Origin of the sequence: Dyadobacter frigoris, assembly GCF_005280585.1 — a bacterium.
Classification (GTDB): domain Bacteria; phylum Bacteroidota; class Bacteroidia; order Cytophagales; family Spirosomataceae; genus Dyadobacter; species Dyadobacter frigoris.
Genome location: NZ_SZVO01000019.1, coordinates 156,373 through 180,045, shown reverse-complemented (window position 1 = coordinate 180,045; position 23,673 = coordinate 156,373). Strand labels below are relative to the sequence as shown.

Below are 23,673 nucleotides of genomic sequence, written 5' to 3'. Positions count from 1 at the left end.
ATCCCACGTAGTTTAAATTGCCTAAAATGATAGTAAATTGTCTGCCAAGCAGGATATTTGCTATCTATATTCCGCCATTGAACACCAGTTTCATTTAACCATAATATGGCATTTACTATGGTTCGCAAGGAATGTTTTCTTGATCTTTTGTTGTCAATTATTTTTTCTACAAATTGCCATTGAGAGTCAGTCATTTCTGTGAAATTCGTTTTCATTAAAACTTGTTTGAGGTGAGATTCAACAAGTTTAACGACTGGCTCTCATTGTTAGTTTAATACAATCCAAAACATACTCTTATAAGTACTTTATTGTATCTATCTTTAAATAAGACTTTTATGAAGTTAATTAAGATTTTATTTATCTAATTTTGAGTGATTTGCGTTTGGTTGTAAAACCAATTTATATTGAGAAAGGACTTTTCCGTTGTATCTTAAAAATTTGGAAGTATGAAAAATTATCTATTCTTATATGTATAATGATGATGGCTGCTTGAATATTATACTTAAAAATAAGAGCATTTGCGTTGAATTCTATGAGTTATTTTATGAACAGAGTAAATTTGACCTTTTGAGCTTTAATTACTCAATGGTACATTTTTTATTATGCTATGATTATCTGATTTAAATTTATTGCCAGATCTTGCAATAAATCAATTTGGCAGAATGCCGAATAAGGAAGTTCCGAGGCAGTAATAAAAAACCTTCCTGATTAATATATAACTTAGGTTATTGCGCCAGTCCAATTTGCTCCATGAAATACTGATTATCAGTATTCTTGTTATTCGGTGCAAAACAAACATAGTTTCCAATTGCTTAATCCTATTGACTTTAATTTACACTTCTTTGTTGTTCTGCTCGATAAGTGCCGCCATCGTTGAATTAAAGGTCGTCAGATCTGTCCCGAACTTGTGAAAAAAATCAAGATCGGCAGTTTCCACACATATAATGGCTTTTTGCAGTATCATTTCTCCATCCGGGGTTAGTTTGATCGTTTTCGCCCTGGTATCTGTCGGGTGCTCATTGCGAGTGATGAAGTTCTTCTCTTCCAATGTCCTCAATACCTTTGACACCATCATCCTGTCAGCATTTCCCTGATTGGCTATATCCACCTGCGTAACCTTATCATTTTCCCTGGATAACCAAGCTAGCGCACAGAGTAGTGCGAACTGGGTATGCGTCAGGTCCAAAGGATCTAAGACACGCTTTTGTTTTCTCTGCCATAACATGGTTAGCTGACCCAGAAGATAACCCGGACTGTCTTCTGGCTTTTTAAAATGAAATTCAATTCTTTTGGGCATAGTCTTGTTGTTGCATCTGTGAAGAAATCAGTTCAAAGTCATGCCTGTCAATTTCAAGGAGACCAAAACGGAATGGATATCCCCAGTTTTTCTTGTCGTGAATAAAATTGAGTCCGGAAATTAACGGCAAAATGGAAACATCTCCACTTGGCAAAAATTCAATATTACGTCTTGCGGGGCAGAAATCCTCGGACACTGGAAATTGATAAATTTCATCATCCATAACCTTTCCTATAGCGGTAAATTCCTGGCACACCTCGGGTCTTCTCAGTGTCTGTTTTCCCGAATAATAGATAATGAAATCATCTTTACGCATTCTTTTCAAAGGCGATACCTTTCCATGGCAGGCCTGGGCAATGCCCAGGGGCTGCGCGCTTTTGACATGGTCCTTCGATGCCACGATGATCCAGTATTTTGTATCCCCGGTCATATCGATACGATTAGTTTGCTTGCAGAAAGGTAATGTTGTATCCGTCGGGGTCTTTGGCAATAATGATTTTCCCAAAAGGTGTTACCTGGACCGGTCCCAGCAATATCACATTTTTTGCTAATAACTGAGTCTGCAGGTCATCGATTTCTCCATCGATTGCGAACCAGAGTGAGGCTCCAATACCTAGTTCTTTTCCTTCCAGGTTTCCAATGGGAGTTCTAATGGCAAAACTTGCCTCACCCTTATTGTATCTAAAAACACATGCCTGTGGGTTGGAAATCCCTGCTTCCTCAAACCCTAATTTTGTGGTGTAAAATTCTTTCGAGGTTTCAAGATCCCTAACTTGAAGGGATGCAAATTCTAATTTTCTCATCGCATATATTTTTATGTTGTCGCAAATATAGTATATGCGACAACATATCCTAATACTTTACTTATTTTTAACATACTACCTTCTTGGCGGCGTCTTAGGGGATATTCACACGGATTGACGATTCGTTTTATCTAAGTCTATAATAATCAAGGACACCGGGAATATTATATATAGTATGCTTTCGAGGTGTTTCAGCCGGCCTCGCACGGAGTCCTGTTGCTTAGGAAGAATCCCTTGCTTGAAAATTTCTTTGCATCTGTGCTACCCCAAAACATTCAGCAAAGGGCATAGAAGTCCGTCAGATATAATATAAACAATATTATTTAAAAGTATTATTTATATAAAATGTAGTATATTAATAATATGTATATAAAGTAAATTAGTTTCTATACATATTATTAATATAAGAAAGCTTGATACATATTTATATTTTAGGTACATATATTACTTTTATTTACTGAATAAAAGTATTTAACATATTAACCTTACAATATGTTTATTTATATAATTATCTATAATTCAAATAGTTGTTCCATTTGAATTATAGATAATATCTCTTAACTTCTCCCATTTCAACTTATAATTGAAATGAACCATTCAATAGCTCCTGATGCATGCAAAGCTTCGGTAGACCCCAAAGTTTGCTTCGCTATTTCGGATGATCTTTCTAGCATTTGTTTTTCGTATGAAGCAATGGCGGCATGAAGATCCGGGAAATTATCACTTATTAAACATTGGCTTAATTCCAAAGCGTCCTGCATAGCCATATTTACACCTTCGCCTGCATACGGCGGCATCAAATGCGCAGCGTCACCCAACATGGTCAGATTTGGTAAAGTCTCCCATGTCTGGTCAAGAGGCATACAATATTGCGGTCTCGGGATAAAATTAGAACCTGCGTTTTCAAATAATTCGTCCCAGGCACTATTCCATCCTACATATTCTTTTTTGAACCAGGCCAGCACTTGAGTCTTGTTCGAGAAGTCAATGCCACAATCCAGAACCCAGTTTTCATTCGTTTTATTTCCGGTGTAGAATACCAGACTGCCATCACCTTTTGAGCTTACGATTAAAGTTTTCTCATCATCCATCGCGAATATTTTGCCTCCGTTCAACAATTTATGGATGGTTGGAGAATTATATACGGCGCCTTCTACGACTGTAATTCCAACGAAAAAAGGCTTAATTGAAGTAATATACGGACGGATTTTGGAGTTCGCTCCGTCTGCTGCAATCACGATATCTGCAACGATTGAGGTGCCATTTTTAAAGTCAAGTTTCCAGAAATCATCCTGTTTTGAAAGTGATAGAAACTGACTATCCCAAACAACGGTATCCGGCTTTAATGAATCCAAAAGAATATTTTGAAGCGGCCCGCGATCGATTTCAGGACGTGATGATTCGTTTTCCTTGTTGACGGCATCGTCATAAATAATAGCTGCGTGTTTATCTATGATCCTGAGCCGGTCAGCGCCTGGACGGTAATTAGCCCAAAAATCGTCCATTAGCCCTGCTTCTTTGAGAGCATTTAAGCCCGATTCTTCATGGAGATCCAGTGTTGCTCCTTGCATTCTGGCATGTCTGTGGGCATCTCTTTCGTAGACTTTTACGTCAGCTCCGTTCATTTGGAGAAGTCTGGCGAGCGTTAATCCGCCCGGGCCGCCGCCAATAATTGCTATTTTTTTGTTTTTCAGAAGTCTCATTTTCGTATTAAAAGTTTATGATTTTAATCTTTCAGTATCCCTTTTATCACAGTTTCGCAGCATTCAGAAATCATCTTTTCAGTGATAATTTGTTCTGGCCTTTCCAGATAATCAAAGTATTCATTGACTAGATCGAGCAGCGGTGAGAACAAAAGAGCACGGTGTACATCGCTGGGAAAGTCACGAATACTCCCGGTTGCGACATGCATTTTTAGGAATTTGTGAATCGGTGCAAAGAATTGTCCTTGTTTGATATTGGCTTTTTGAAATGCCTTATTTAGCAAGGGTGAAGATTTTCCATATTGAAGCAAAGCAAAGGAATGCCGGTTATGGATTAGATACCGGAAAGTATTCATCCAAATCTTTTTTACACCTTCAGAAAAGTCCATGTTTTCATCGAAATTCTCTAAGACGCCTTTTTCATAAGAGCCTAAAACTTCGTCAATGAAAAGCTTTATCAGAAAATCTTCCTTGCTTTCGTATTTTATATAAATGGTTCGAGGCGATACATTCGCTGCTTTAGCAAGTTTCTGCATACTTAAATTTTCCAGACCTTCATCTGAAATAATCTGTAAAGCAATAGTCCGGATTGCTTCTTCTTTTTCTAAATTTTTGGGTCTCATGGGAGAAATTATATTGGCAGTTATTGAAAGACTCAATAACAATACAAAGTAAGTAAATAAACATTTACTTACTTTGTATTGTTATATTTTTTTGAGATCTTTTTATCAAGGTTGCTTTGTAGCTAAAAAGATCTAATGTGCGGGCCTTCTCAAATGAGAAAATTCTGTGTAGAATTAGAGATAGAATAAATTACGGATTGGGCTTTTCGTAATTGTACTAAGAAATAATTGAAAGGGATGATGTTTCTTTTAGTATTAAACTAATACGTTCTTCAATTGAAAGATCACTACATCCGCTTCGAATTCTTATTAATATTTTACCACATCTGTGGAATTCTCTTTTTTTATCTTTCAAGGGCGACTTTGGCCGAAATCCATAAAAAGAAGATCAGGTTCGATTGCTATGCCCAAGTTAGGACCACACTCGGAACGCTCTAAAATAGGTAGTTTCATAAATCAAAAATACAAAGAGCAACTATATATGTAGTTAATAAATGGTCTCCATAATTTACTTGAATTCCTGAAATGTTCCGTCCGAATAAAAGATAAGAATTCGCTCTACTTTTTTCTCTTCAGATACTGCCGGTTTTGTGCTGCTTACATTTTCCTGTACCGGATATTGCTGAGCTCCGTTATTTTTACGCAATTCTGCAAGGCTTGCAATGCCTGATTTTTGAGCATTATTCAAGGTGTAATTGTCTGCTTTGAAAGGCTTTATTTCACTTTTAGATTCGGGTAAATCTTCGTCTTCCAAAATCCAGTTTATACCTAAATCCGGGAATCTCCGAATGATTTTCTGAACAATGTCCAGACTGGGCTTATTTCGTCCGGCAATGATATGAGAAATGCTCGAACGCTGTATACCAATCTCATCCGCGAAGTGTGACGGAGAGATATTTTTGTCAACAAGTATCTGTTTTATCTTTTCGTTCAAATCCATCGTCGGATACATTATTAAACAGTTTAATATTTACAAAACTCAACATACAAATATAAACTAGTTTATTAATGTAAACAACACAATTGTAAACATTAAAATTTAATTTATTAATAAGTAACAAATGTAAATTACATTAATGAATTTAACAATGTAAATTTGGTTAAAATCAGTTAAATATAATGAATTATACTATTTACAAATGTAAACTTAAAATAAATGCGATACTCAATTAAGAATATCGCATTATAATTTATTAAATATCGAAAGTTAATAAATGCAATTGTAAACGATGCAGAAAGTTAAACAGTAACGTTATTTTCTCTCAGCGCATCATTAAGCGAAGTCTTCAAATCCGTACTTGGCTTGCGCTTTCCAATGATCAATGCACAAGGAACGTGGTATGTACCAGCAGCGAATTTCTTGGGTAAAGTACCGGGAATAACCACAGAATCTGCTGGAACAAAACCCTTATATTCGACAGGCTCAGGCCCTGTAACGTCGATGATCTTGGAACTTCCTGTGATGGTAACACCAGCTCCCAGAACAGCTCTTTTACCTATATGTGCGCCTTCAACAACGATGCAGCGGGAACCAATAAAAGCACCATCTTCAATGATAACAGGTGCCGCCTGTACAGGCTCTAAAACTCCCCCTATTCCAACGCCACCACTTAAGTGAACATTCTTTCCTATCTGTGCGCAACTACCCACGGTAGCCCAGGTATCAACCATGGTTCCTTCATCTATGTAGGCACCAATATTTACGTAGGAAGGCATCAAAATAACTCCCTTGGAAATATAAGATCCATAACGTGCAACGGCTGGTGGAACCACACGAACACCTAGTGCTTCGTATCCGGTTTTAAGTTTCATTTTATCATGATACTCGAAAATCCCAGTTTCAAGTACTTCCATCTTTTGGATTGGGAAATAAAGAATGATTGCTTTTTTCAGCGCCTCATTTACTAACCAGGTGCCATCTTCCTGTGGTTCTGCGACACGAAGTCTCCCTTTATCAATTTCTTCAATAATGCTTTTGATGAATTCAATGTTTTCTGGCTCTTTCAGTAAATCCCTGTTTGACCAGAGATCTTCAATTTGAGTACTAAGGCTCATGTTAAAGTAATTGATTAATATAAAGTATTTAATTAACTGAAAGGCAGTAAGTTGTGATTTTTAATGAAAGTATTATCTGTTTATTATACTCATGATAAACAATACAACGATTTAATTAAAAATCTTTATAACACTCCTACCCCTAGGTACAAATATAAAACAATAAGAGTAAGTTTTAAAGTATAAAAAGGCTAAGACAAAATAGAATAAATACCAATCAGGGAAATAAGAAACGTAAATATAAAACTAACTATTCAATTTAGTAAATATGAAAATTACTAAATAAATTAGTTTAGTAAAATACTAATTTATTTAGTTTATAGGTTTTAACTTACTATTGTTAATCGTAAGTTTGTCTAATGGAATTTAGGACTCAATTATTCTGTTAAATACTTTAAATCGGCATTCATTTTTCTTAATATTGCCCTCGTAATAACATAATCCTTATAAGCACATGTCAAAAGTTAAAGTTGCAATCAATGGTTTTGGGCGTATCGGCCGTCTAGTTTATCGCCAAATCTATAACATGGAGGGTATCGATATCGTAGCTATCAATGACCTTACAAGTCCTAAAGTGCTTGCTCACCTACTTAAATATGATACTGCACAAGGCAGATTTAATGCAGAAGTAACTTCAACTGAAAATTCAATCGTCGTTAATGGCGAAAACGTTGTTATATATGCTCAAAGAGATCCTTCTTTAATTCCTTGGGGATCTCATGATGTTGATGTAGTTCTTGAGTGTACGGGTTTCTTTACCAGCAAAGAGTCTGCTGAGGCGCACATTACAGCTGGTGCCAAGAAAGTGGTTATCTCCGCTCCTGCTACCGGTGATCTTAAAACTGTCGTGTTTAACGTAAACCACAATATCCTTGACGGATCAGAAACAGTTATCAGCGCAGCATCTTGTACTACTAACTGCCTTGCGCCAATGGCACAGGTTTTAGAAGAAAAATACGGGATTGTAAACGGCTTGATGACTACCATCCATGCGTATACAAACGACCAGAATACACAGGATTCTCCACATCCAAAAGGAGATTTGAGAAGAGCTCGCGCAGCGGCTCAGAACATCGTTCCTAACAGTACAGGTGCTGCAAAAGCAATCGGATTGGTATTGCCTTCATTGAAAGGTAAACTAGACGGTTCTGCGCAACGTGTACCGACTCTTACGGGTTCACTTACTGAATTGACTGTTATCCTGGGTAAAGAAACGACGGTAGAAGAAATCAACGCTGCTATGAAGGCTGCTGCGAACGAAAGCTACGGTTACACAGAAGACGAAATCGTGAGCAGCGACATTATCGGTATCAGCTATGGTTCACTTTTCGATGCTACCCAGACGAAAGTTCAAAAAATCGGAGATACTCAATTGGTAAGAACTGTGAGCTGGTACGACAATGAAATGTCTTACGTTTCTCAGTTAGTTCGTACTGTTAATTACTTTGCTACTTTAATAAGCAAATAATTAGTATTTAGTATTACTAAAAAATAAGCCGTTATGATAAGATTTCATAACGGCTTATTTTTTTATTCCACCACAGACTTAATAAATTTGATCGTGTAGCCCTTTGCCACAAAAATACTTTCATAATGGGTTTTTACTCCATGGTGTTCCTCCAATAACGGAGAGTGATACAAATCGTCTGTGTGCTCAATAATTTTATAATTTTCAGAATTCTCCAACGTACCAAGGCTGTACTCATACAAAAAAGTGCTGTCCGTTTTCAAACAAAACAAACCACCCTTCTTTAAATATTTGGCATAATTATTCAAAAACGAAGGATTTGTTAACCGCTTCGGTTCGTCCCGATCTCTTACCTGTGGATCCGGATGAATGAGCCAGATCTCGTCCAGTTCATTTTCCTGAAAAAACTCTTCAGAATACTGAATTCCTGCACGAAGAAAAGCGACATTGGTTAAGCCGGATTCAGTTGCTGCCAGACTTCCACGAGCAATCCGATCTCCTTTAATATCCATTCCGATAAAATTCTTTTCCGGAAAAATCTTTCCAAGTCCCACAGTATATTCACCTTTTCCGCAGGCCAGCTCTAAAACGACGGGATTATTGTTGTTAAAGTAAAGCTCATTCCATTTACCTTTAATCCCGGTATAAAGTGGTTTTCCAATTTCGATAACATTTGCAGCTTCTGCGCTAAACTGATAGTGGGATAATTTTCTTCTTGACATGCTTAAAATATAATTCAACAAACTATAACTGATCCAGATCGGCCACCACAAAAGTACTTCCGCCGACATAAATGGTATCTTCCTGATCTGACTCTAAAATTGCGGCCTCCAAAGCCAAATTAACATTGGGATAAACATTCCCCTTCAAACCTGATTTAAAGGCTTCCTGCTGTAATTCTGAGGCATCCAGCGCCCTGAGATTAGAAGGCTGACAGAAATAATATATCCCTTCTCCGGGGAATAAATTAAGAATGGAAGATATATCTTTATCTGATACAAAACCGATCACAAATCTCTTTTGTTTTGATACCAAACTATTGAATTGCTTCATTGTTTCTGATACACCTGCATAATTATGAGCGGTATCACAGTAAACCAAAGGCTTGTCATACAATTTCTGCCAACGCCCTTTCAAACCAGTATTACCTTGCACGTGAGATAAGCCCTTATAAAGCGCATCCTTACTAATTTCAAAACCTGCATTTTGTAATTTCTCGATGGCAGCAAGAACGCCACAAATGTTTTTGAGTTGATACTCACCAGCCAAATCCAGATTTAAATCAGGATAAACAAGCTGGCCGGATACCTTTGAAACTATATTCAAAGACAACGCACCGTTTATATGTTTCGCATTTGATATCTCAAATAAATCAGCACCATAATCAATTTCAGAATTCCTTTCTGATGCAGTTTGATCAAAAACATTAGAAATTTCAATTTCCTGCTTTTCACTGATGACAACCGGAACTTCATTCTTTATAATCCCCGCTTTTTCAAAAGCTATCTTTCCAAGCGTGTCTCCCAGAAACTGAACATGATCAAAACTCACATTTGTGATCACAGAAAGGACCGGCGTAATAATATTGGTTGAATCCAGTCTACCGCCCATTCCTACTTCAATGACAGCAACATCAACCTGGCACCTTTCGAAATAAGAAAATGCCATAGCAACGGTCACTTCAAAGAAAGAAGGACTTAAACTTTCAATGTAAGATTTGTTAACAGCGGTAAATTCTACGATAAAATCTTCGTCAATACTAGCTCCGCTCACCCGTATACGCTCTGTAAATGACTTTAAATGAGGCGAAGTATAAAGTCCTACCTTATAACCTGCTTCCTGCAAAACAGACGCGAGCATGTGAGAGGTACTTCCTTTTCCATTGGTACCTCCTACATGAATTGTTTTGAATTTTTCCTGTGGATTTCCAAGATGATTACACAATTGGAGGGTAGTATGAAGGCCCGGCTTAAAAGCACGGGCCCCGATATTTTGAAAGACTGGTAGGCGACTATACAGATAGTCGATTGTTTCCTGATAATTCATTATCTGTGTTACTGCGAACTGATTTTAAAAGTGATCGTTCCGGTAGATTCCTCAGGAACGTTTGATGATTGTGAGATAAAAGTAAGTTCTCTCACAGCACTGCGGTATTGATTCACTACCGCATAATCTGTAACCGTGGTACTTTGTGTGATGATATTTTTTACACGACCGTTCTTGTCAACCGTGATTTTGAAAGTGATTGAACCCGTTGCATCAGATTTATCATTAACAACTGGTCTGCGAGACCATTTCCAGCCCGATAAACTAAGCCCTACGGCCGTTCCGCCACCGCCTCCTTCACCTTTGTATGTTTTTGCAAATAAACTCCCTGTTTTCGAGCCTTTATCACCTACACCTTCCGCATCATCTCCATTATTATTTCCGCCAACTCCGCTTTTTGTTCCGTTAGTACCATTGCTTCCCGATTTACTTCCTGAAGATTTAGTGAAAAGTGCATCTTTATTAACCGCTTTTTCAGGAGCAGGTTTGCTTACCGGTGCCGAAGAAGTAGCACTCCCTGCTGATTTTTTTGTTTCCGTTTTTTCAGGAGCTTCAACCGGGCTTTCCGCTTTTGAAGTGATCACAGGTTTTTCAGCAACGGTTTTTGTAGGTTTTACTGATTCCACTTTTGGAGGTGTCGGCGGCGTTGGTTTAGGCTGAGAAACAGATTTACGCTGTTTCACTTCTTCTGCCTCTGCACGCATATTTTCCCTAACCTTCGAATTACTTGGTTTATTGAAAGTTTGTATATCACCCTTTCCAACTTTGCTTGTACCATAATTGACCTCAACAAAAAGCTCCATGGGCTCTACTTTCGGAATAGAACTGTTGAGACGTATGAAGAAGAAAAGTCCAAGCATGGCCATCGTTATGCCGATAGACATAGCCCAGGATATTGCTATTCTCTGACGATCTTCTGCTTGTAATTCAAACATTGGCTAATTTTTTTGTGATTTCGTGTTGAACGTAAAAATATGTCATTTTCGTATAAATACAAAAGAAGGAGCCTTTTTGGCTCCTTCCCGGTACTTTTATCTTAAAACCTGGTCTATCTTTTTTTGTAAACCCAGCCCTCTTCTCCTATGATCTTTTTAAGTTTTGCCGAAGCGCGGTAAGCATCGCCTTCACGTTCAAAACCTTCAACAGCTACTTTAACTTTTTTGCTGTATTGATCCGCTTCAATTACAATTGCATCAGCATAACCCTTTTTCTTCATTTCTTCCAAAAGAACATTCGCTTGTTTGTTTCCTTTGAAAGTACCAGCGATTAAATAAAATTGTTTACTCGAAGCAGAAGCTGCTATTGAAGGCACAACAACCTCTGGCTTAACTTCCAGCGGTTTTTCTTTTTCAACCGGCTCAGCTATTGGTGTTGAAACACTGTCAGTCTTTTCGACGATTGGTTTTCTAACAACGTAAACAATTCTTTTTTTTGCAGGAACTGTTACTTTTTTTGCTGCCACAGGAACACTACTGTTCCTCATTTTATCAAAAAAGCTGGTAAAAGGATTCAGCGTACTTCTGTTTTCACCATTTGAAGAAACATAAAACAAACTGAAATAAAACATCAAACCGGCAATCATTGCAGCCGATGTCCAGGCTATCCAATTTACTTTAACAGATCTTGGCTCTTCCTTTTCAAATACTTCAATGTGCTCGTCATGAACATGAACAACCGGTGCATTTAAAACTGAAACCCGTTTCTCAACAAGTTTGGCTGTTGTACTTCTGAAACCGTACCATTCGTCTTTGAAATATCTGTCTGTATTAGGTTCGAAAACCAGTTTCCCCTCAACGTTCATACTGAACTCGCCTATTCCTTCAATCGTAGCATGTTCATTTGTTTGTAGAGAAACACGAAGTTTATCCGTGTAGCTCTTTACATAGATAACTGCTTCTGCATGGGATATCTGCTCGTGACGGGAAATATAGTTAGCTAATAATCCATCGTCAAGTTTCAGAAACTCATTGAAAGCCAACCGCTTATCCGGTGGAGAAAACATACCTGTCTCTGCATTATAAAAGGCCTGAGCCTGATGAGAAAGCAGCGCGCCAAAGCCCGGAATGATCACAAATTCGTAATCAGTTACCAGTTTTCTTATTACCGTTTCAACAGCTATCATGAAGTGCATTTTGAGGTGAATGAAGCGAAGTTAAAAAGAAAAAGATAATCCTCCAACAAAGTTCAATCCCTGCTGCGGATAGTACTGATATCTCTGATACTGTTTACCCAATATGTTGTTGATCGATACAAAAGCTGAGAAGTTCCTGGTTAACAGGTAATCTATCTTCAAATTCAAGTCTGCAATTACCGGTAATTTGGTAACAACCCCACTCTGAAAATTTTTCGCTTTAATTCCTTTTAACATATAAAAATCAGCAGTCACAAATAACTTTTTACTTATCGTCAAAGCATTAAACCAGTTCAAAGTAAGATCCGGGCGGTGCCAGGCTTCTTCAACCGATCCCATCGAATAATCGTAGTAATTAACTTTAAGGGATGTCTTGAATAAATCGTTGTAAGCATATCCGGCCTGTCCGGAAATATTCAACACCTTTGTTTTCTGCGGATCATAAATGATCGAAAATTTCGAGGTATCTGCCAGAGAGTTATTAAAGTTATAGAAGTTATGATAAGAAGTATAAGAAACTTTACCTTCATAGTTAAAGCCACCGGCAACTTCTCCTTTAACACCCGCAAATATATCAGAGTTTTTTTCTGTATTGACAATCAATACATTAGGCCCTAACCATTGATTCTCGCCTAACATCCCCTTTAACGTGTTTCTGACCACATCACCGTTCCATCCACCAAATACATGAATACCATCAATCGGGCTTACGTCAATATTTAATACCGGGAATGCTTTCGTTTTGTTGATCTTCAACTGGTTATCCGTTTGGTTCACTGCGTTGATACCCGCTGTAATTGTGAAAATATCCGATGTATACTTGAACGTAGGTTTAACACGATACAAATTACGATTGTATGTTAAAGCATCGACACGTTGCGAGATGAAAGCGCCTGCTTCCAGCTGTGCATGAAACGAATTTGAAATTGGAACCGAAGCGGTTAGTGTAGTCCCCCAGTCAAGTTCAGACGCGTTATACCGGTCATGCAAAGTATTCAGACTTGTTTTTACCGAATAATCTACTGCAACCGAAGGATCTGTATTTTCAAAACCAAGATTGAAACCAAAATTATTGACCGTCTGGCGCAAGCTATCGCGGTTAACAACGTAAGATTCTATCTGAGGTTTGTAACCGTAGAAATAATAGTTTTTACGATCGTATTCCAAAGAGCCGTCCACTTTATAGGTGCTCATAATGTACTTGCCTCCTACTTTAATATTCGTGTTGGCGTTGGCAGAATTTTTACCATCCACCGGACCGTTACCTGCTGATAAATGTTTCAGTTGTCCGGTAAAAACAAGATCCTCTGCACGGCGACCGCTTACAAAAGCTTCTCCCAGAAAACGGCCGTAATTACCAGCTCCAAGTTTGATATAATTATTTAAAGCATCTGGCTGATCCTGGCGTGCTTTCTCATCAGAAGAAGCGGCTACAGTTGGTGTTATTTTCGGAGATGCTATATTAATCTGTGGATCCAGGATCTGGTAATTCACTTTCTTTTCATTCGATGTGCCCTGAACCGGCTGCACCTTATCAAAAAGCCGGTTTGCCGGGGCAAACTCAATGCTTTTCTCCTTTACGATTTCATAAGTCTGGCTTTCAATTTCCCCTCTCTGAGCAAATGCCAGATTAGATGAAAAACCCAGAGTTAATAAAAATATGGATGTACGAATTGTTCTTGAATGCGTCATAAGAAATATTTTTTGCTGTTTGCTTCGACAGGAATTTATCATTTTTGTTTTTCAAACTGGGCCAGTTTTTCTTTCGCAAGTTTCACTGCTTCCTGATCATCCGAATTGTCGATAATCGAGCTCAGCGTTGCTTTGGCCTGTCCAACTTCTTTCATGCCCATGTACACATCCGCAAGTAAAATGAATGAACGAACCCGCCAGTAATCAAACCCTTCGAAGGTTTTACTCATATCCAGGATAGCCGTTTCTGCTTCCTTGTATTTCTTATTTTTAAACAAAATTGTAGCAACCATATAGTTTGCTTCTGCTCCGTATTCATCTTTTGACGTGCTGGCCAGTTTCTTAAACTCTTCAGAAGCTTTTGTCAAATCTCCTCTTTCATAAGGGACTTTACCCAAATAAAGCTGCGCTTTTCCTAAACCACCCGGAACAACATTTCCTACATTGATGATTTCCCTTGCGTAATAAAGCGTTGAATCGTAGCTTTTCAGATTGTAGTAAGTATCCATCAAACCAATCCAGGCTTGTGTCTGCTCTTTTTTGTTTTCTGAATTACGAAGAAGAACTCTGAAATTCGTAACGGCATTGTTGAAATTACCTCTTCCAATTTCCAGTTCAGCAGAACGCTGAGCAGCCGCAGCTACAAATGTGGAGCGGTTTTCCTGAACAACTTTGCTGTAATATTGTAAAGCTTCGGCAACATTTCCTGTTTTGTCAAAAGATGACGCTACAAAATATCTTGCGTCATACTGATATTTGCTTGATGGATAACTATTTAAGAATTCAAGCAAGGCCTGTTTCGCATTATCATACTTTTCTGCATAATAAAGGTTTCGAACGTTATCAAACTCAACGTCTTCAAGTTTATCGTTCCCAGGGTTGTTTTTACGCACAACACCAAGCACCTGGGTAAATTCTTCCGGACGACCCACGGCTGTATAACTTTCCTGAATCCCTTCAAGCGCGCTGCTGGCAGATGGTGAATCCGGGTAATCTGAAAGAATTTTCTTAAAGTCAACGATCGCCTGTTCGTAAACCTGTAAGTTGTAATACGACTGGGCACGACGTAAAAGAGCGGCCGGGATCAGATAACTTTTAGGTTTTTCATTGATCATCCGCGTGAATCCCTTCACAGCCGCGGAGTATGTTCCGTTTTTGAAATCAATATCAGCTATCTGGAAATAGGCATCATCCAAATATCGCGATCCAGGAAACTGACTGATCAATTGTTCAAAGTTTTTGCGCGCATCCTGCTCACGGTTCATGTAAACATAGGCACGCCCCTTTTGGAACAATGCATAATCCTTGTCCACTTTTCCGTTCGCCGAAACTTTGTCATACGTACCAATGGCTTCGTTGTAATTTTTTGCAGCCAGATAACAATCTGCCAGTCGCACGTAAGCATCTTCAATAATGTTTCCGTCAATACCTTCCGTATTGTTTGTGAACTCTTTGAAGTAACCCAGAGCCTGACTGTATTTCTTTTGGTTGTAATAAACGTATCCCAAGGCATAAAGACTTTTACGCGTGTAGATGCCGGCTTTGGAATTTTTAGAGAGTTGAGTATAAATAGCGACAGCATCATCCAGTTTTTTTAATCCGGTATTTGATTCCGCCTTATAAAAAGTGGCAGCTACAAAAATATTTTCGTCAATCGGGAATTTGATCGATTTGTTAAAGAAAGCAAGCGCTTGCTCAAAACGTTCCTGATTGAATTCTACCACGCCCTGATTGAAAGTAAGTCTTTGGTAGGTAGTATTGATTTTGGTATTGCGTTTTGCTAAACCTTCAATATAAGTTATTGCTCCTGTATTATTGCTTGCTCCGGAGTATCCTTCCGCAACCAATTCCGTAGCTTCTTCCTGATGTTTACTGTTTGGATATTTAGCAATGAAGGCATTGAATTCTTTTACAGCGTCATTATTGTTGCCAAGATCCAATTGTACTTTTGCATGGTTGTAACTTGCTTCTTCTTTGATGACAGGATTGTAATCTAACCTTGACGCATTGTCAAGTGCTGTTAAAGCATAACTTAAATTACTTGTCTTTAAGTAGCTGACACCGAGCAGGTATGAAGCGTATTGCGATACAGAATCTTTACCCACTGCAACACCTTTAAGTGTAGAAATCGTTCCATTATAGTTGTTTGTACGAAACAAAGAATGTCCGTAATGCAAAGCAACTGCCGGAGGAACAGAACCAGCTTTCATTTTATTATATCGTTCGTATGCTTTTACAGCAGCAGCATAGTCACCTTTTTCGTAATATACTTCTGCTACGTACAATGCCACTTCGGCAATTTTCGTTCCGCCTCTTTGTTGTGCAAGAATTTTCTCCCCATAGGCCAGTAGTTTGTCATATTGTTTCAACTGATATAAAGAAGAAATGATCCAATTGGGAACTTCCTCTTTATAGTTGGGATGATTTTCTACGGCTACAAAATCCTGATAAGCTTCTTCGAAATTATTTTTCTGGTAATTGATAACTCCCGCATAAAACGAAGCGTCTCCGGCATTAGTAAAGGAAGGATCCGTTTTTACCTGATTAAATAAGGGCAAAGCCGCATCAAGTTGCCTGGTGTTATAATAAGACATGGCAAGCTGGTATGTATTTTCCATCTTCTTCCCGCCATTACCCGGGAGTTTTACCGCCTTTTCCAGATAGGTGATCGCTTTTTCGTAATTTCCGGCTTCGTAGTAATATTTCCCCAAATCTCCATAAATCTGCTGAGCCTTAGGATGTTCAGCGTGATTTCTCACAAATCTGTCCACCTGAACTTCTGCTTCCGGATAATTTAAATACAAACCGGTAACTGCTACATAATATTCAGCTGTCACTTTGTTGTAATCACTCGTACTTAACAGATTATCATTTGCATTCAAATAGTCTCCAAACTCCTGCCTGGCGGCAACAAAGTTTAATTTTTCATAATATTCAAGGCCATTACGAAAATGCGCTTCCGGTGCCGTATAACTCAAAGTACTCTGAGCATTAACCGTATACGTACCAACGCATAAGCCTAAACCGAGCGCATAAGTGCTATGTTTTAAAAGCATAGGGGTTCGTTTTGTGGATTTTTGTGGTGATTTATTGTTTGCGATCATATGTAATTAAAAGATAAAGCTGTTCGGCTCCTACCTGCTAAAACTATTTGGTAATAAACGAAAAGGCCTTTGAAAGCGTATAAATAGAGAAAAAGCAACATCTAATATCTTGATATAACTTTAAAAAATAACATCATTACGGTGTAATGTATTCGCAAAATCGTCCTGCATACCAGAGAATCTGGCGGATACCTTTTCCAGGAACTCAATATCCATACTCTTTTCTATTTCTTCAACGTTTGCAATCTCGTATTCTTCGATTTTGTAAGTTTGCTCGAACATACCAGTTTCAATCTTGATAATGTACTTATTATTCCATTGGTAAATACTAATCTTGAAGTGCTGGTTGGGTATATCCTTTATATATCGCATAGGTAAATATTTTTTTGCAAAAGTAATCAATTCAAAATTGGGATGAATTCAATGTCAAAACATAGTATATTACTAATATTTATAGTGCTAAATATTTTATCTTGTGGTGGTCAGGATAAAAAAGATTCAGCAGATTTTTTTTTAAAGGGTAATGTAGCTTTTATACAAAACAATTATACCGAAGCACTTCGTCTGTATAATGAGGCCATCGCCAAAAATCCTGATTTCCCGGATGCTTATCTTAACAAAGGCATCACATTAATGAAAATGGGCCAAATAAATGATGCCCGTGAGGTTTTGACAGAAGCAATCAAGCTCGACCCTACACTTATACAGGCAATTCTCGTAAGATCGGAATCTTCGCTGCGTTTGGGTGATTTAAAGAGTGCGGAAGAAGATTTAAAAAAAATCTCGAAGGAGTATGCAGATTCCACCCGATATTTTTTGATAAAAGGAAATTTGATGGATGCTATGAGCCAGACTTCCGAAGCAATCGCAGATTATGACAAAGCCATTTTGCTTGACAAAGAAAATACCGAAGCCTTTGTAAATCGTGGTGCGGTCTATTACAAACTTCACTCCTACCGTCTTGCCCGGGAAGATTTTGCTTCGGCGATTAAATTAAATCCAGCCCAACCCGAAGCATTAAATAATCTTGGACTTATTGCGACGAATAACAAAGAGTGGAAAAACGCCATTTTCTATTTTGACAGAATCCTGAATTTCCATCCAGACGATGCGCTGGCTTTAAATAATAAAGGATATGTATTATTACAAACAGGCGCCTTAGAAGACGCTAAAAAGCTCATAGAAAGAGCATTGGACACAAATCCTAAGAATGGCTATGCACTGAGAAATCTGGGAATGTATTATGACCTCTCAAATGAGCCGGATAAGGCGCTTTTGGAATACAATAAAGCCATGGAGATGGCTGAACCAGTGGAAATGCTCTATGGCTTTACGGGAAGACTTTATTTCAAACAAAAAGACAAAACAAAAGCCTGTGAGATCTGGAAAAAAGGTACGATCCTGAAAGATTCCATTGCTATTGAAGAATTTGCCAAAAACTGCAAATAGTTTACCAATTTGAACGTATGTAAGACTTCAATCCTTTCCAGGATTTTGCATTTTCTGCCGGGTCAGTAAATACTTCTAACAAACTGATTTTATCTGTATCTAAGAATGCTGACAATTCCGTCTTTAAACCATCAAAATCAGTCGCCTGAAAGTATTCAATTTTCGAATCTTCTGATGTCCGTTTGGCAGTAAAAGGATGACGTGTTTCAAAGTAGTTTTCAAGCTCCGGCAAACTGGCAGGACCATCGATCATTCTGAATATATTTCCACCGCTATTGTTCAAAACGATGATCTTTAAATTACCTGGTAAAGGCTGAATTAACAATCCGTTTCTATCGTATAAAAACGCTACATCGCCTACCAATAAAAAGGTAGGTTTGTTATTAACCAAAGCTGCTCCGATGGCTGTACTTACACAGCCATCAATACCGCTCGTGCCACGATTTGCGAAAATTTCAAGATGAGAAACTCCGCTCCCTAACGCATTCACATACCGGATCGGCATACTGTTGGCAATATGCAGTTGTGAACCCTCCGGAAGTGAATTTATGATTGAATTAACAGATGTTAGATCATTTAACACTGATAGATTTTTTAGATATTCAGCTGATAATGCTTTCGCTTTCAGGTCATATCCGGTCCACGATGTCTTATAAGAAGAATCATTTTCCGGATCCGACCCTTGCACAAATAACTGATAATCAATCTTTTCAAAAGTATTATTAAAAAAATATTCCGGAGAAACCGGTATAATTTGGGTCAATGAAAAGAAAGTATCCACGATATGGCTATCTTCACTGATATGCCAGTGTCTGATCGATGGATTCTTTTGAAGAAATTGTTTAAATGCCTTTGAAATGAAAGACAATCCGTATGTAATCAGCAGATCCGGCTGTAATTTCCCGGTATCTGCATCAGCCAAAAACAAGTCCTGGAACGTGATAAAACTTTGATTCCCCTTCTGGTTCGATATAGAATCTCCAACAACGGGAACGTCCAGTTCTTCGGTTATTTTTGATAAAACAATATTAAGCTTTTCACTGTTTTCATGCTGTCCACCTGCGATCAAAATACGTTCAGCATCATCCCATTCGTTCAATAATTCATGCCAGGTTTCAACGGATAATGTAGCTTCTGTTTCTACTTTTTTTATAACACGTACATCCGCTGACGGACTTAATTCTTCTTCATTTTCAGGATAAAAAGGCTCACGGATCGGGACATTTATGTGCACCGGTCCATAAGGTTGTGAATATGCTAAAATAGCGGCTTCGTTAGTAGTTCTGTTGATCAGCCAACGGGCGTCTTTATGCCCATAATCAGATGGAATTGTGAAAGATTTCTTCACATGTTTTCCATAGATTTCCGCCTGATAAATCGTTTGTCCGTCCAGCTGATGGATCCATTCCTGAGGTCGATCTGCGGTTAATATCAGTAAAGAAATTTGCTGGAAAAATGCTTCGGTAACAGCCGGAGCATAATTATAGGCTGCGCTTCCGGAAGTACAGATCAAAATAACGGTTTGCTTTAATTGCTGCGCCATCCCCAGCGCTATAAAGCCCGCCGAGCGTTCATCCATCACCACATGCTTTTCAAAGCCTCTATGGCGCGAAAAAGCCAGTGTTAGCGCTGCGCTTCGCGAACCGGGAGAAATTACTACATGCCGTATGCCTTGCGCATAACAAACTTCGGCCAGATCAATGAGGGGCTGTAATACTGCCATTTCGATTATATACAAAAATAGCCTCAAAAAGAGGCCATTTTAATTTTAAAATAAGGATTTTCAGGTCTTAACCTAAATAAGTTTTCAAAGCTTTGCTTCTTGATACGTGACGTAATCTGCGAATAGCCTTTTCCTTGATCTGACGAACGCGTTCACGGGTTAGGTTGAACTTCTCACCAATCTCTTCCAAAGTCATCGCATGTTCGCCATTTAAGCCGAAATAAAGGGCAATTACATCAGCTTCTCTCTGTGTCAATGTGCAAAGTGCACGCTGTACTTCCTTACGCAATGATTCGTTAACCAAACCAGAATCCGGTTTGTCTTCCAAATCATTTTCAAGAACGTCCAAAAGACTGTTTTCTTCACCTTGTACGAAAGGCGCATCCATGGATACGTGCCTTCCGGATATTTTCATAGTATCAACAACTTCCGAAGAAGAAATTTCTAATACTTCCGCTAACTCTTCCGGAGATGGCTCACGCTCAAAACGTTGTTCCAGCTCAGAAAAAGTCTTTGAAATTTTATTCAAAGAACCAACACGGTTCAATGGAAGACGTACAATACGTGATTGTTCAGCAAGCGCCTGAAGAATAGACTGGCGGATCCACCAAACTGCATAGGAGATAAACTTAAAACCGCGTGTTTCATCGAAACGCTGTGCAGCTTTAATTAATCCCAAGTTACCTTCATTGATCAAATCTCCTAAAGAAAGACCTTGATTTTGATATTGTTTCGCAACAGAAACAACAAAACGAAGGTTAGCTTTAGTCAATCGCTCCAATGCTAGCTGATCCCCGTCCCTGATTTTTTGAGCTAACGTCACCTCCTCATCCGGCGTTAACAAATCTACCTTCCCGATTTCCTGCAAGTATTTATCTAACGACTGACTTTCACGGTTGGTGATCTGCTTACTGATCTTTAGCTGTCTCATCTAAATTCAAATATTAATATGTATAAATAACGACATTAAAAAATGCCCTTGTTGATGAAAACACAATTTTATGCGTTTTTGTTCTCTGGCTTTGGAAGTAACACTTTGCGAGACAGACGATACTTGCCTGTTTTCTTGTCTACCTCAACCAATTTTACCTGCACTTCTTCCCCAACTTCAAGAACACCATCCATCGTTTCAATTCTCTCCCACTTGATCTCTGAAATATGAAGTAATCCGTCTTTACCTGGTAAAAATTCAACGAACGCACCAAAAGGCATAATAGACTTCACTTTACCGGAATAAACCTCTCCGATTTCAGGAACAAGGATGATTCCACGAATCCGTGCAACCGCTTTATCCATTGAAGTCTTGTCTGCCGAAAATATACTTACATAACCTGCACCATCTTTTTCTTCAATAGAAACAGTAGCACCAGATTCTTTCTGAATATCCTGAACAACTTTACCTCCGGGCCCGATAACAGCTCCAATCATCTCACGGTCAATTTTGATTATGACGGCGCGAGGCGTGTGAGGTTTCAGGTCAGGACGATGTTCTTTAATCGTTTTATTCATTTCACCCAAAATATGCAGACGACCAGCTTTTGCTTGCAAAAGCGCTTCTGACAATACTTCAAACGAAAGTCCGTTTACTTTAATATCCATTTGACAAGCCGTGATACCTTTTTCAGTACCAGTCACCTTGAAATCCATATCTCCCAAATGATCTTCATCACCTAAAATATCTGAAAGCACAGCGTATTGACCCGTTTTTTCATCCGAGATCAATCCCATTGCAATTCCTGACACAGGAGCCTTGATTTTCAAACCAGAGTCCATAAGTGCCAAAGAACCTGCACAAACAGTTGCCATAGATGAAGAACCGTTTGATTCCAGAATATCAGAAACGATACGGATTGTGTATGGGTTATCTTCTGGTGCGGGAAGTACTTTTTTCAAAGCACGCAAAGCAAGGTTTCCATGACCCACTTCACGACGTCCCGGCCCGCGGTTAGGTTTTACTTCACCAGTTGAAAAGCCCGGAAAGTTATAATGAAGCAAGAATTTGCTGTAACCATATTTCAACGGCGTATCAATAATCTGCTCATCATTTTTCGTACCTAACGTTACTGTTGTAAGCGACTGAGTTTCTCCACGTGTAAACAAAGCAGAACCGTGTGCATTTGGAAGGAAATCAATTTCAGAAGCGATCGGACGAACTTCATCCAATGCACGCCCGTCAAGACGTTTTCTTTCATCCAATACCAAACGACGGGATGCGTCATATTCCAAATCGTGGAAATAACGTTTTACAAGAGAAAGACTAACTTCTTCTTCGTCACCAATCGTTTCAAGAAATTCGGCCAGAACTGCTTTTGCAGCTTCTTTACGAACATTTTTATTTGTTGAACCCAATTGGGCTACTGCATACACTTTATCGTAGCAGAATTCACGAACACGTGCTTCCAATTCCTCATCCTGAACGTCTCCAACGTAATCGCGTTTTACTGTATTTCCAACAGCAGCTTCGAATTCTTTAACAGCAAGACACTGTTGTTTAATCACTTCATGAGCAAATTTCAAAGCTTCGATAACTTCTTCTTCCGAAACTTCGTCCATTTCTCCTTCAACCATTGTGATATCCTGGTAAGTAGCACCTACCAAAAGCTCCAATGTAGCTTTTTCCAAAACAGAAGAACCTGGGTTGATCACCAATTGTCCGTCAATTTTAGCCACGCGTACTTCCGAAACAGGTCCGCCGAAGGGAATATCCGATGCAGCAATAGCAGCAGAAGCAGCCAATGCAGCCAATGCGTCAGGCAAAGCCTCAGCATCAGCAGAGATCAACATAATATTAACCTGAATTTCTGCGTGGTAATCGTCAGGGAAAAGAGGACGAAGAACGCGGTCCACCAAACGGCTTACCAAAACTTCATGGTCTGAAAGTTTTCCTTCACGACGCATAAAACTTCCGGGAATTCTACCTGCCGAAGCAAATTTTTCCTGATAATCAACAGAAAGAGGCAAGAAATCAATTCCCTCTCTAATATCTTTATTGGCAACAACAGTAGCTAATAGCATGGTATTACCCATACGTACCACGACCGATCCATCTGCCTGTTTTGCTAATTTTCCTGTTTCAATTGTAATTTCTCTACCATCAGGCAATGGTATCGTTTTGGTCACTATGTTAAATAGCATAGAATATGTAATGTTTGGTAGCTGTGAAAACGTCACCAGAACGTTTCCTGTGAATTCTGTCAATTTCCGCAAAAAATCAGGGAACTTACGATGCTGCAAGTTCCCTGATCTAAAAAATTACTTACGGATGTTCAATTCCGCGATAATCGCACGGTAACGAGAAATGTCGTTTTTGAAAAGATAATCCAATAATCTTCTACGCTTTCCTACCATTTTAAGTAGTCCAAGGCGAGTGTCATTATCCTTTTTGTGCGTCTTTAAGTGCTCGTTCAAATAATTGATACGGTACGTAAATAAAGCAATTTGTGATTCGGCCGATCCTGTGTCTCCGCCTTCTTTCTTAAAACCTTTGGTTTCGAAGATCTCTCTCTTCTTTTCCGTAGTTAAATACATGATTGTAACAACAGATTAATAAATGAATACATTTACAGCACTATACCGTAA

Annotated in this window: 21 protein-coding genes; 2 read left to right on the top strand and 19 right to left on the bottom strand. The window is 38.7% G+C overall.

Annotation, left to right across the window (positions count from 1 at the left end):
- The 8 genes from FDK13_RS30055 to FDK13_RS30020 all read right to left on the bottom strand — a co-directional run.
- On the bottom strand, positions 1–215 hold a 215-nt coding region (locus tag FDK13_RS30055), incomplete at its 3' end, for a transposase (RefSeq protein WP_137339680.1).
- 617 nt (positions 216–832) lie between these two features.
- Positions 833–1,297 carry a MarR family winged helix-turn-helix transcriptional regulator gene (locus FDK13_RS30050; RefSeq protein ID WP_137343717.1) on the bottom strand — a complete coding sequence of 155 codons (465 nt, stop codon included), beginning with the start codon at positions 1,295–1,297 and terminating at the stop codon, positions 833–835.
- Entirely contained in the window at positions 1,281–1,727 is a 447-nt protein-coding gene (locus tag FDK13_RS30045; protein WP_137343716.1) for an EVE domain-containing protein, read from the bottom strand. Before FDK13_RS30045 ends, FDK13_RS30050 begins: the two co-directional genes overlap by 17 nt.
- A gap of 10 nt (positions 1,728–1,737) precedes the next feature.
- Positions 1,738–2,100, bottom strand: a complete 363-nt coding sequence (locus FDK13_RS30040) for a VOC family protein (RefSeq protein ID WP_137343715.1) — start codon at positions 2,098–2,100, stop codon at positions 1,738–1,740.
- A gap of 572 nt (positions 2,101–2,672) precedes the next feature.
- Positions 2,673–3,803 carry an FAD-dependent oxidoreductase gene (locus FDK13_RS30035; protein ID WP_137343714.1) on the bottom strand — a complete coding sequence of 377 codons (1,131 nt, stop codon included), beginning with the start codon at positions 3,801–3,803 and terminating at the stop codon, positions 2,673–2,675.
- Between the two features lie 23 nt (positions 3,804–3,826).
- A complete protein-coding gene (locus FDK13_RS30030; protein ID WP_137343713.1) occupies positions 3,827–4,426 on the bottom strand; it encodes a TetR/AcrR family transcriptional regulator in 600 nt (199 codons plus the stop codon).
- Between the two features lie 508 nt (positions 4,427–4,934).
- Positions 4,935–5,366, bottom strand: a complete 432-nt coding sequence (locus tag FDK13_RS30025) for a helix-turn-helix transcriptional regulator (protein WP_137343726.1) — start codon at positions 5,364–5,366, stop codon at positions 4,935–4,937.
- Positions 5,367–5,665: 299 nt separating this feature from the next.
- Positions 5,666–6,481, bottom strand: coding sequence for a 2,3,4,5-tetrahydropyridine-2,6-dicarboxylate N-succinyltransferase (locus tag FDK13_RS30020; protein WP_137343712.1), 816 nt, complete (start codon positions 6,479–6,481; stop codon positions 5,666–5,668).
- A gap of 454 nt (positions 6,482–6,935) precedes the next feature.
- Here FDK13_RS30020 and gap point away from each other — a divergent pair, with 454 nt between their 5' ends.
- Positions 6,936–7,949: a type I glyceraldehyde-3-phosphate dehydrogenase gene (gap, locus tag FDK13_RS30015; protein WP_137343711.1), complete on the top strand. Its 1,014-nt coding sequence runs from the start codon at positions 6,936–6,938 to the stop codon at positions 7,947–7,949.
- A gap of 62 nt (positions 7,950–8,011) precedes the next feature.
- On the opposite strand, the gene trmB is transcribed toward gap, so the two are convergent.
- The 7 genes from trmB to FDK13_RS29980 all read right to left on the bottom strand — a co-directional run bounded on the left by trmB (position 8,012) and on the right by FDK13_RS29980 (position 17,294).
- Positions 8,012–8,671, bottom strand: a complete 660-nt coding sequence (trmB, locus tag FDK13_RS30010) for a tRNA (guanosine(46)-N7)-methyltransferase TrmB (RefSeq protein ID WP_137343710.1) — start codon at positions 8,669–8,671, stop codon at positions 8,012–8,014.
- Between the two features lie 22 nt (positions 8,672–8,693).
- Positions 8,694–9,995: a bifunctional folylpolyglutamate synthase/dihydrofolate synthase gene (locus tag FDK13_RS30005; RefSeq protein ID WP_137343709.1), complete on the bottom strand. Its 1,302-nt coding sequence runs from the start codon at positions 9,993–9,995 to the stop codon at positions 8,694–8,696.
- 8 nt (positions 9,996–10,003) lie between these two features.
- Complete coding sequence (locus tag FDK13_RS30000; RefSeq protein ID WP_137343708.1) at positions 10,004–10,930, bottom strand: hypothetical protein; 927 nt, start codon at positions 10,928–10,930, stop codon at positions 10,004–10,006.
- Between the two features lie 113 nt (positions 10,931–11,043).
- On the bottom strand, positions 11,044–12,117 hold the full coding sequence (locus FDK13_RS29995) for an HU domain-containing protein (RefSeq protein ID WP_137343707.1): 1,074 nt from the start codon (positions 12,115–12,117) through the stop codon (positions 11,044–11,046).
- Between the two features lie 30 nt (positions 12,118–12,147).
- Positions 12,148–13,818, bottom strand: a complete 1,671-nt coding sequence (locus FDK13_RS29990; protein ID WP_137343706.1) for a TonB-dependent receptor — start codon at positions 13,816–13,818, stop codon at positions 12,148–12,150.
- 38 nt (positions 13,819–13,856) lie between these two features.
- On the bottom strand, positions 13,857–16,874 hold the full coding sequence (locus tag FDK13_RS29985) for a tetratricopeptide repeat protein (RefSeq protein WP_229216278.1): 3,018 nt from the start codon (positions 16,872–16,874) through the stop codon (positions 13,857–13,859).
- Positions 16,875–17,042: 168 nt separating this feature from the next.
- Complete coding sequence (locus FDK13_RS29980; RefSeq protein WP_137343704.1) at positions 17,043–17,294, bottom strand: hypothetical protein; 252 nt, start codon at positions 17,292–17,294, stop codon at positions 17,043–17,045.
- 51 nt (positions 17,295–17,345) lie between these two features.
- Here FDK13_RS29980 and FDK13_RS29975 point away from each other — a divergent pair, with 51 nt between their 5' ends.
- The gene (locus FDK13_RS29975) at positions 17,346–18,371 is read left to right on the top strand and encodes a tetratricopeptide repeat protein (RefSeq protein ID WP_229216277.1); all 1,026 of its coding nucleotides are present in this window, start codon (positions 17,346–17,348) and stop codon (positions 18,369–18,371) included.
- A 1-nt stretch (position 18,372) separates the two neighbouring features.
- Here FDK13_RS29975 and menD read toward each other — a convergent pair whose 3' ends face one another.
- From menD to rpsO, 4 genes are all read right to left on the bottom strand, one after another.
- On the bottom strand, positions 18,373–20,094 hold the full coding sequence (gene menD / locus FDK13_RS29970) for a 2-succinyl-5-enolpyruvyl-6-hydroxy-3-cyclohexene-1-carboxylic-acid synthase (protein WP_137343702.1): 1,722 nt from the start codon (positions 20,092–20,094) through the stop codon (positions 18,373–18,375).
- A 67-nt stretch (positions 20,095–20,161) separates the two neighbouring features.
- Complete coding sequence (locus tag FDK13_RS29965) at positions 20,162–21,025, bottom strand: sigma-70 family RNA polymerase sigma factor (RefSeq protein WP_015810559.1); 864 nt, start codon at positions 21,023–21,025, stop codon at positions 20,162–20,164.
- Between the two features lie 68 nt (positions 21,026–21,093).
- On the bottom strand, positions 21,094–23,229 hold the full coding sequence (gene pnp, locus FDK13_RS29960) for a polyribonucleotide nucleotidyltransferase (RefSeq protein WP_137343701.1): 2,136 nt from the start codon (positions 23,227–23,229) through the stop codon (positions 21,094–21,096).
- 117 nt (positions 23,230–23,346) lie between these two features.
- Entirely contained in the window at positions 23,347–23,622 is a 276-nt protein-coding gene (rpsO, locus tag FDK13_RS29955) for a 30S ribosomal protein S15 (protein WP_137343700.1), read from the bottom strand.
- Between the last annotated feature and the right edge of the window lie 51 nt (positions 23,623–23,673).

What these genes read in the sequence shown, in the direction of transcription:
- FDK13_RS30050 (WP_137343717.1), bottom strand. Translation starts at nt 1,297, where the DNA reads ATGCCCAAAAGAATTGAATTTCATTTTAAAAAGCCAGAAGACAGTCCG.
- FDK13_RS30045 (WP_137343716.1), bottom strand. Translation starts at nt 1,727, where the DNA reads ATGACCGGGGATACAAAATACTGGATCATCGTGGCATCGAAGGACCAT.
- FDK13_RS30040 (WP_137343715.1), bottom strand. Translation starts at nt 2,100, where the DNA reads ATGAGAAAATTAGAATTTGCATCCCTTCAAGTTAGGGATCTTGAAACC.
- FDK13_RS30035 (WP_137343714.1), bottom strand. Translation starts at nt 3,803, where the DNA reads ATGAGACTTCTGAAAAACAAAAAAATAGCAATTATTGGCGGCGGCCCG.
- FDK13_RS30030 (WP_137343713.1), bottom strand. Translation starts at nt 4,426, where the DNA reads ATGAGACCCAAAAATTTAGAAAAAGAAGAAGCAATCCGGACTATTGCT.
- FDK13_RS30025 (WP_137343726.1), bottom strand. Translation starts at nt 5,366, where the DNA reads ATGGATTTGAACGAAAAGATAAAACAGATACTTGTTGACAAAAATATC.
- FDK13_RS30020 (WP_137343712.1), bottom strand. Translation starts at nt 6,481, where the DNA reads ATGAGCCTTAGTACTCAAATTGAAGATCTCTGGTCAAACAGGGATTTA.
- gap (WP_137343711.1), top strand. Translation starts at nt 6,936, where the DNA reads ATGTCAAAAGTTAAAGTTGCAATCAATGGTTTTGGGCGTATCGGCCGT.
- trmB (WP_137343710.1), bottom strand. Translation starts at nt 8,671, where the DNA reads ATGTCAAGAAGAAAATTATCCCACTATCAGTTTAGCGCAGAAGCTGCA.
- FDK13_RS30005 (WP_137343709.1), bottom strand. Translation starts at nt 9,995, where the DNA reads ATGAATTATCAGGAAACAATCGACTATCTGTATAGTCGCCTACCAGTC.
- FDK13_RS30000 (WP_137343708.1), bottom strand. Translation starts at nt 10,930, where the DNA reads ATGTTTGAATTACAAGCAGAAGATCGTCAGAGAATAGCAATATCCTGG.
- FDK13_RS29995 (WP_137343707.1), bottom strand. Translation starts at nt 12,117, where the DNA reads ATGATAGCTGTTGAAACGGTAATAAGAAAACTGGTAACTGATTACGAA.
- FDK13_RS29990 (WP_137343706.1), bottom strand. Translation starts at nt 13,818, where the DNA reads ATGACGCATTCAAGAACAATTCGTACATCCATATTTTTATTAACTCTG.
- FDK13_RS29985 (WP_229216278.1), bottom strand. Translation starts at nt 16,874, where the DNA reads ATGCTTTTAAAACATAGCACTTATGCGCTCGGTTTAGGCTTATGCGTT.
- FDK13_RS29980 (WP_137343704.1), bottom strand. Translation starts at nt 17,294, where the DNA reads ATGCGATATATAAAGGATATACCCAACCAGCACTTCAAGATTAGTATT.
- FDK13_RS29975 (WP_229216277.1), top strand. Translation starts at nt 17,346, where the DNA reads ATGTCAAAACATAGTATATTACTAATATTTATAGTGCTAAATATTTTA.
- menD (WP_137343702.1), bottom strand. Translation starts at nt 20,094, where the DNA reads ATGGCAGTATTACAGCCCCTCATTGATCTGGCCGAAGTTTGTTATGCG.
- FDK13_RS29965 (WP_015810559.1), bottom strand. Translation starts at nt 21,025, where the DNA reads ATGAGACAGCTAAAGATCAGTAAGCAGATCACCAACCGTGAAAGTCAG.
- pnp (WP_137343701.1), bottom strand. Translation starts at nt 23,229, where the DNA reads ATGCTATTTAACATAGTGACCAAAACGATACCATTGCCTGATGGTAGA.
- rpsO (WP_137343700.1), bottom strand. Translation starts at nt 23,622, where the DNA reads ATGTATTTAACTACGGAAAAGAAGAGAGAGATCTTCGAAACCAAAGGT.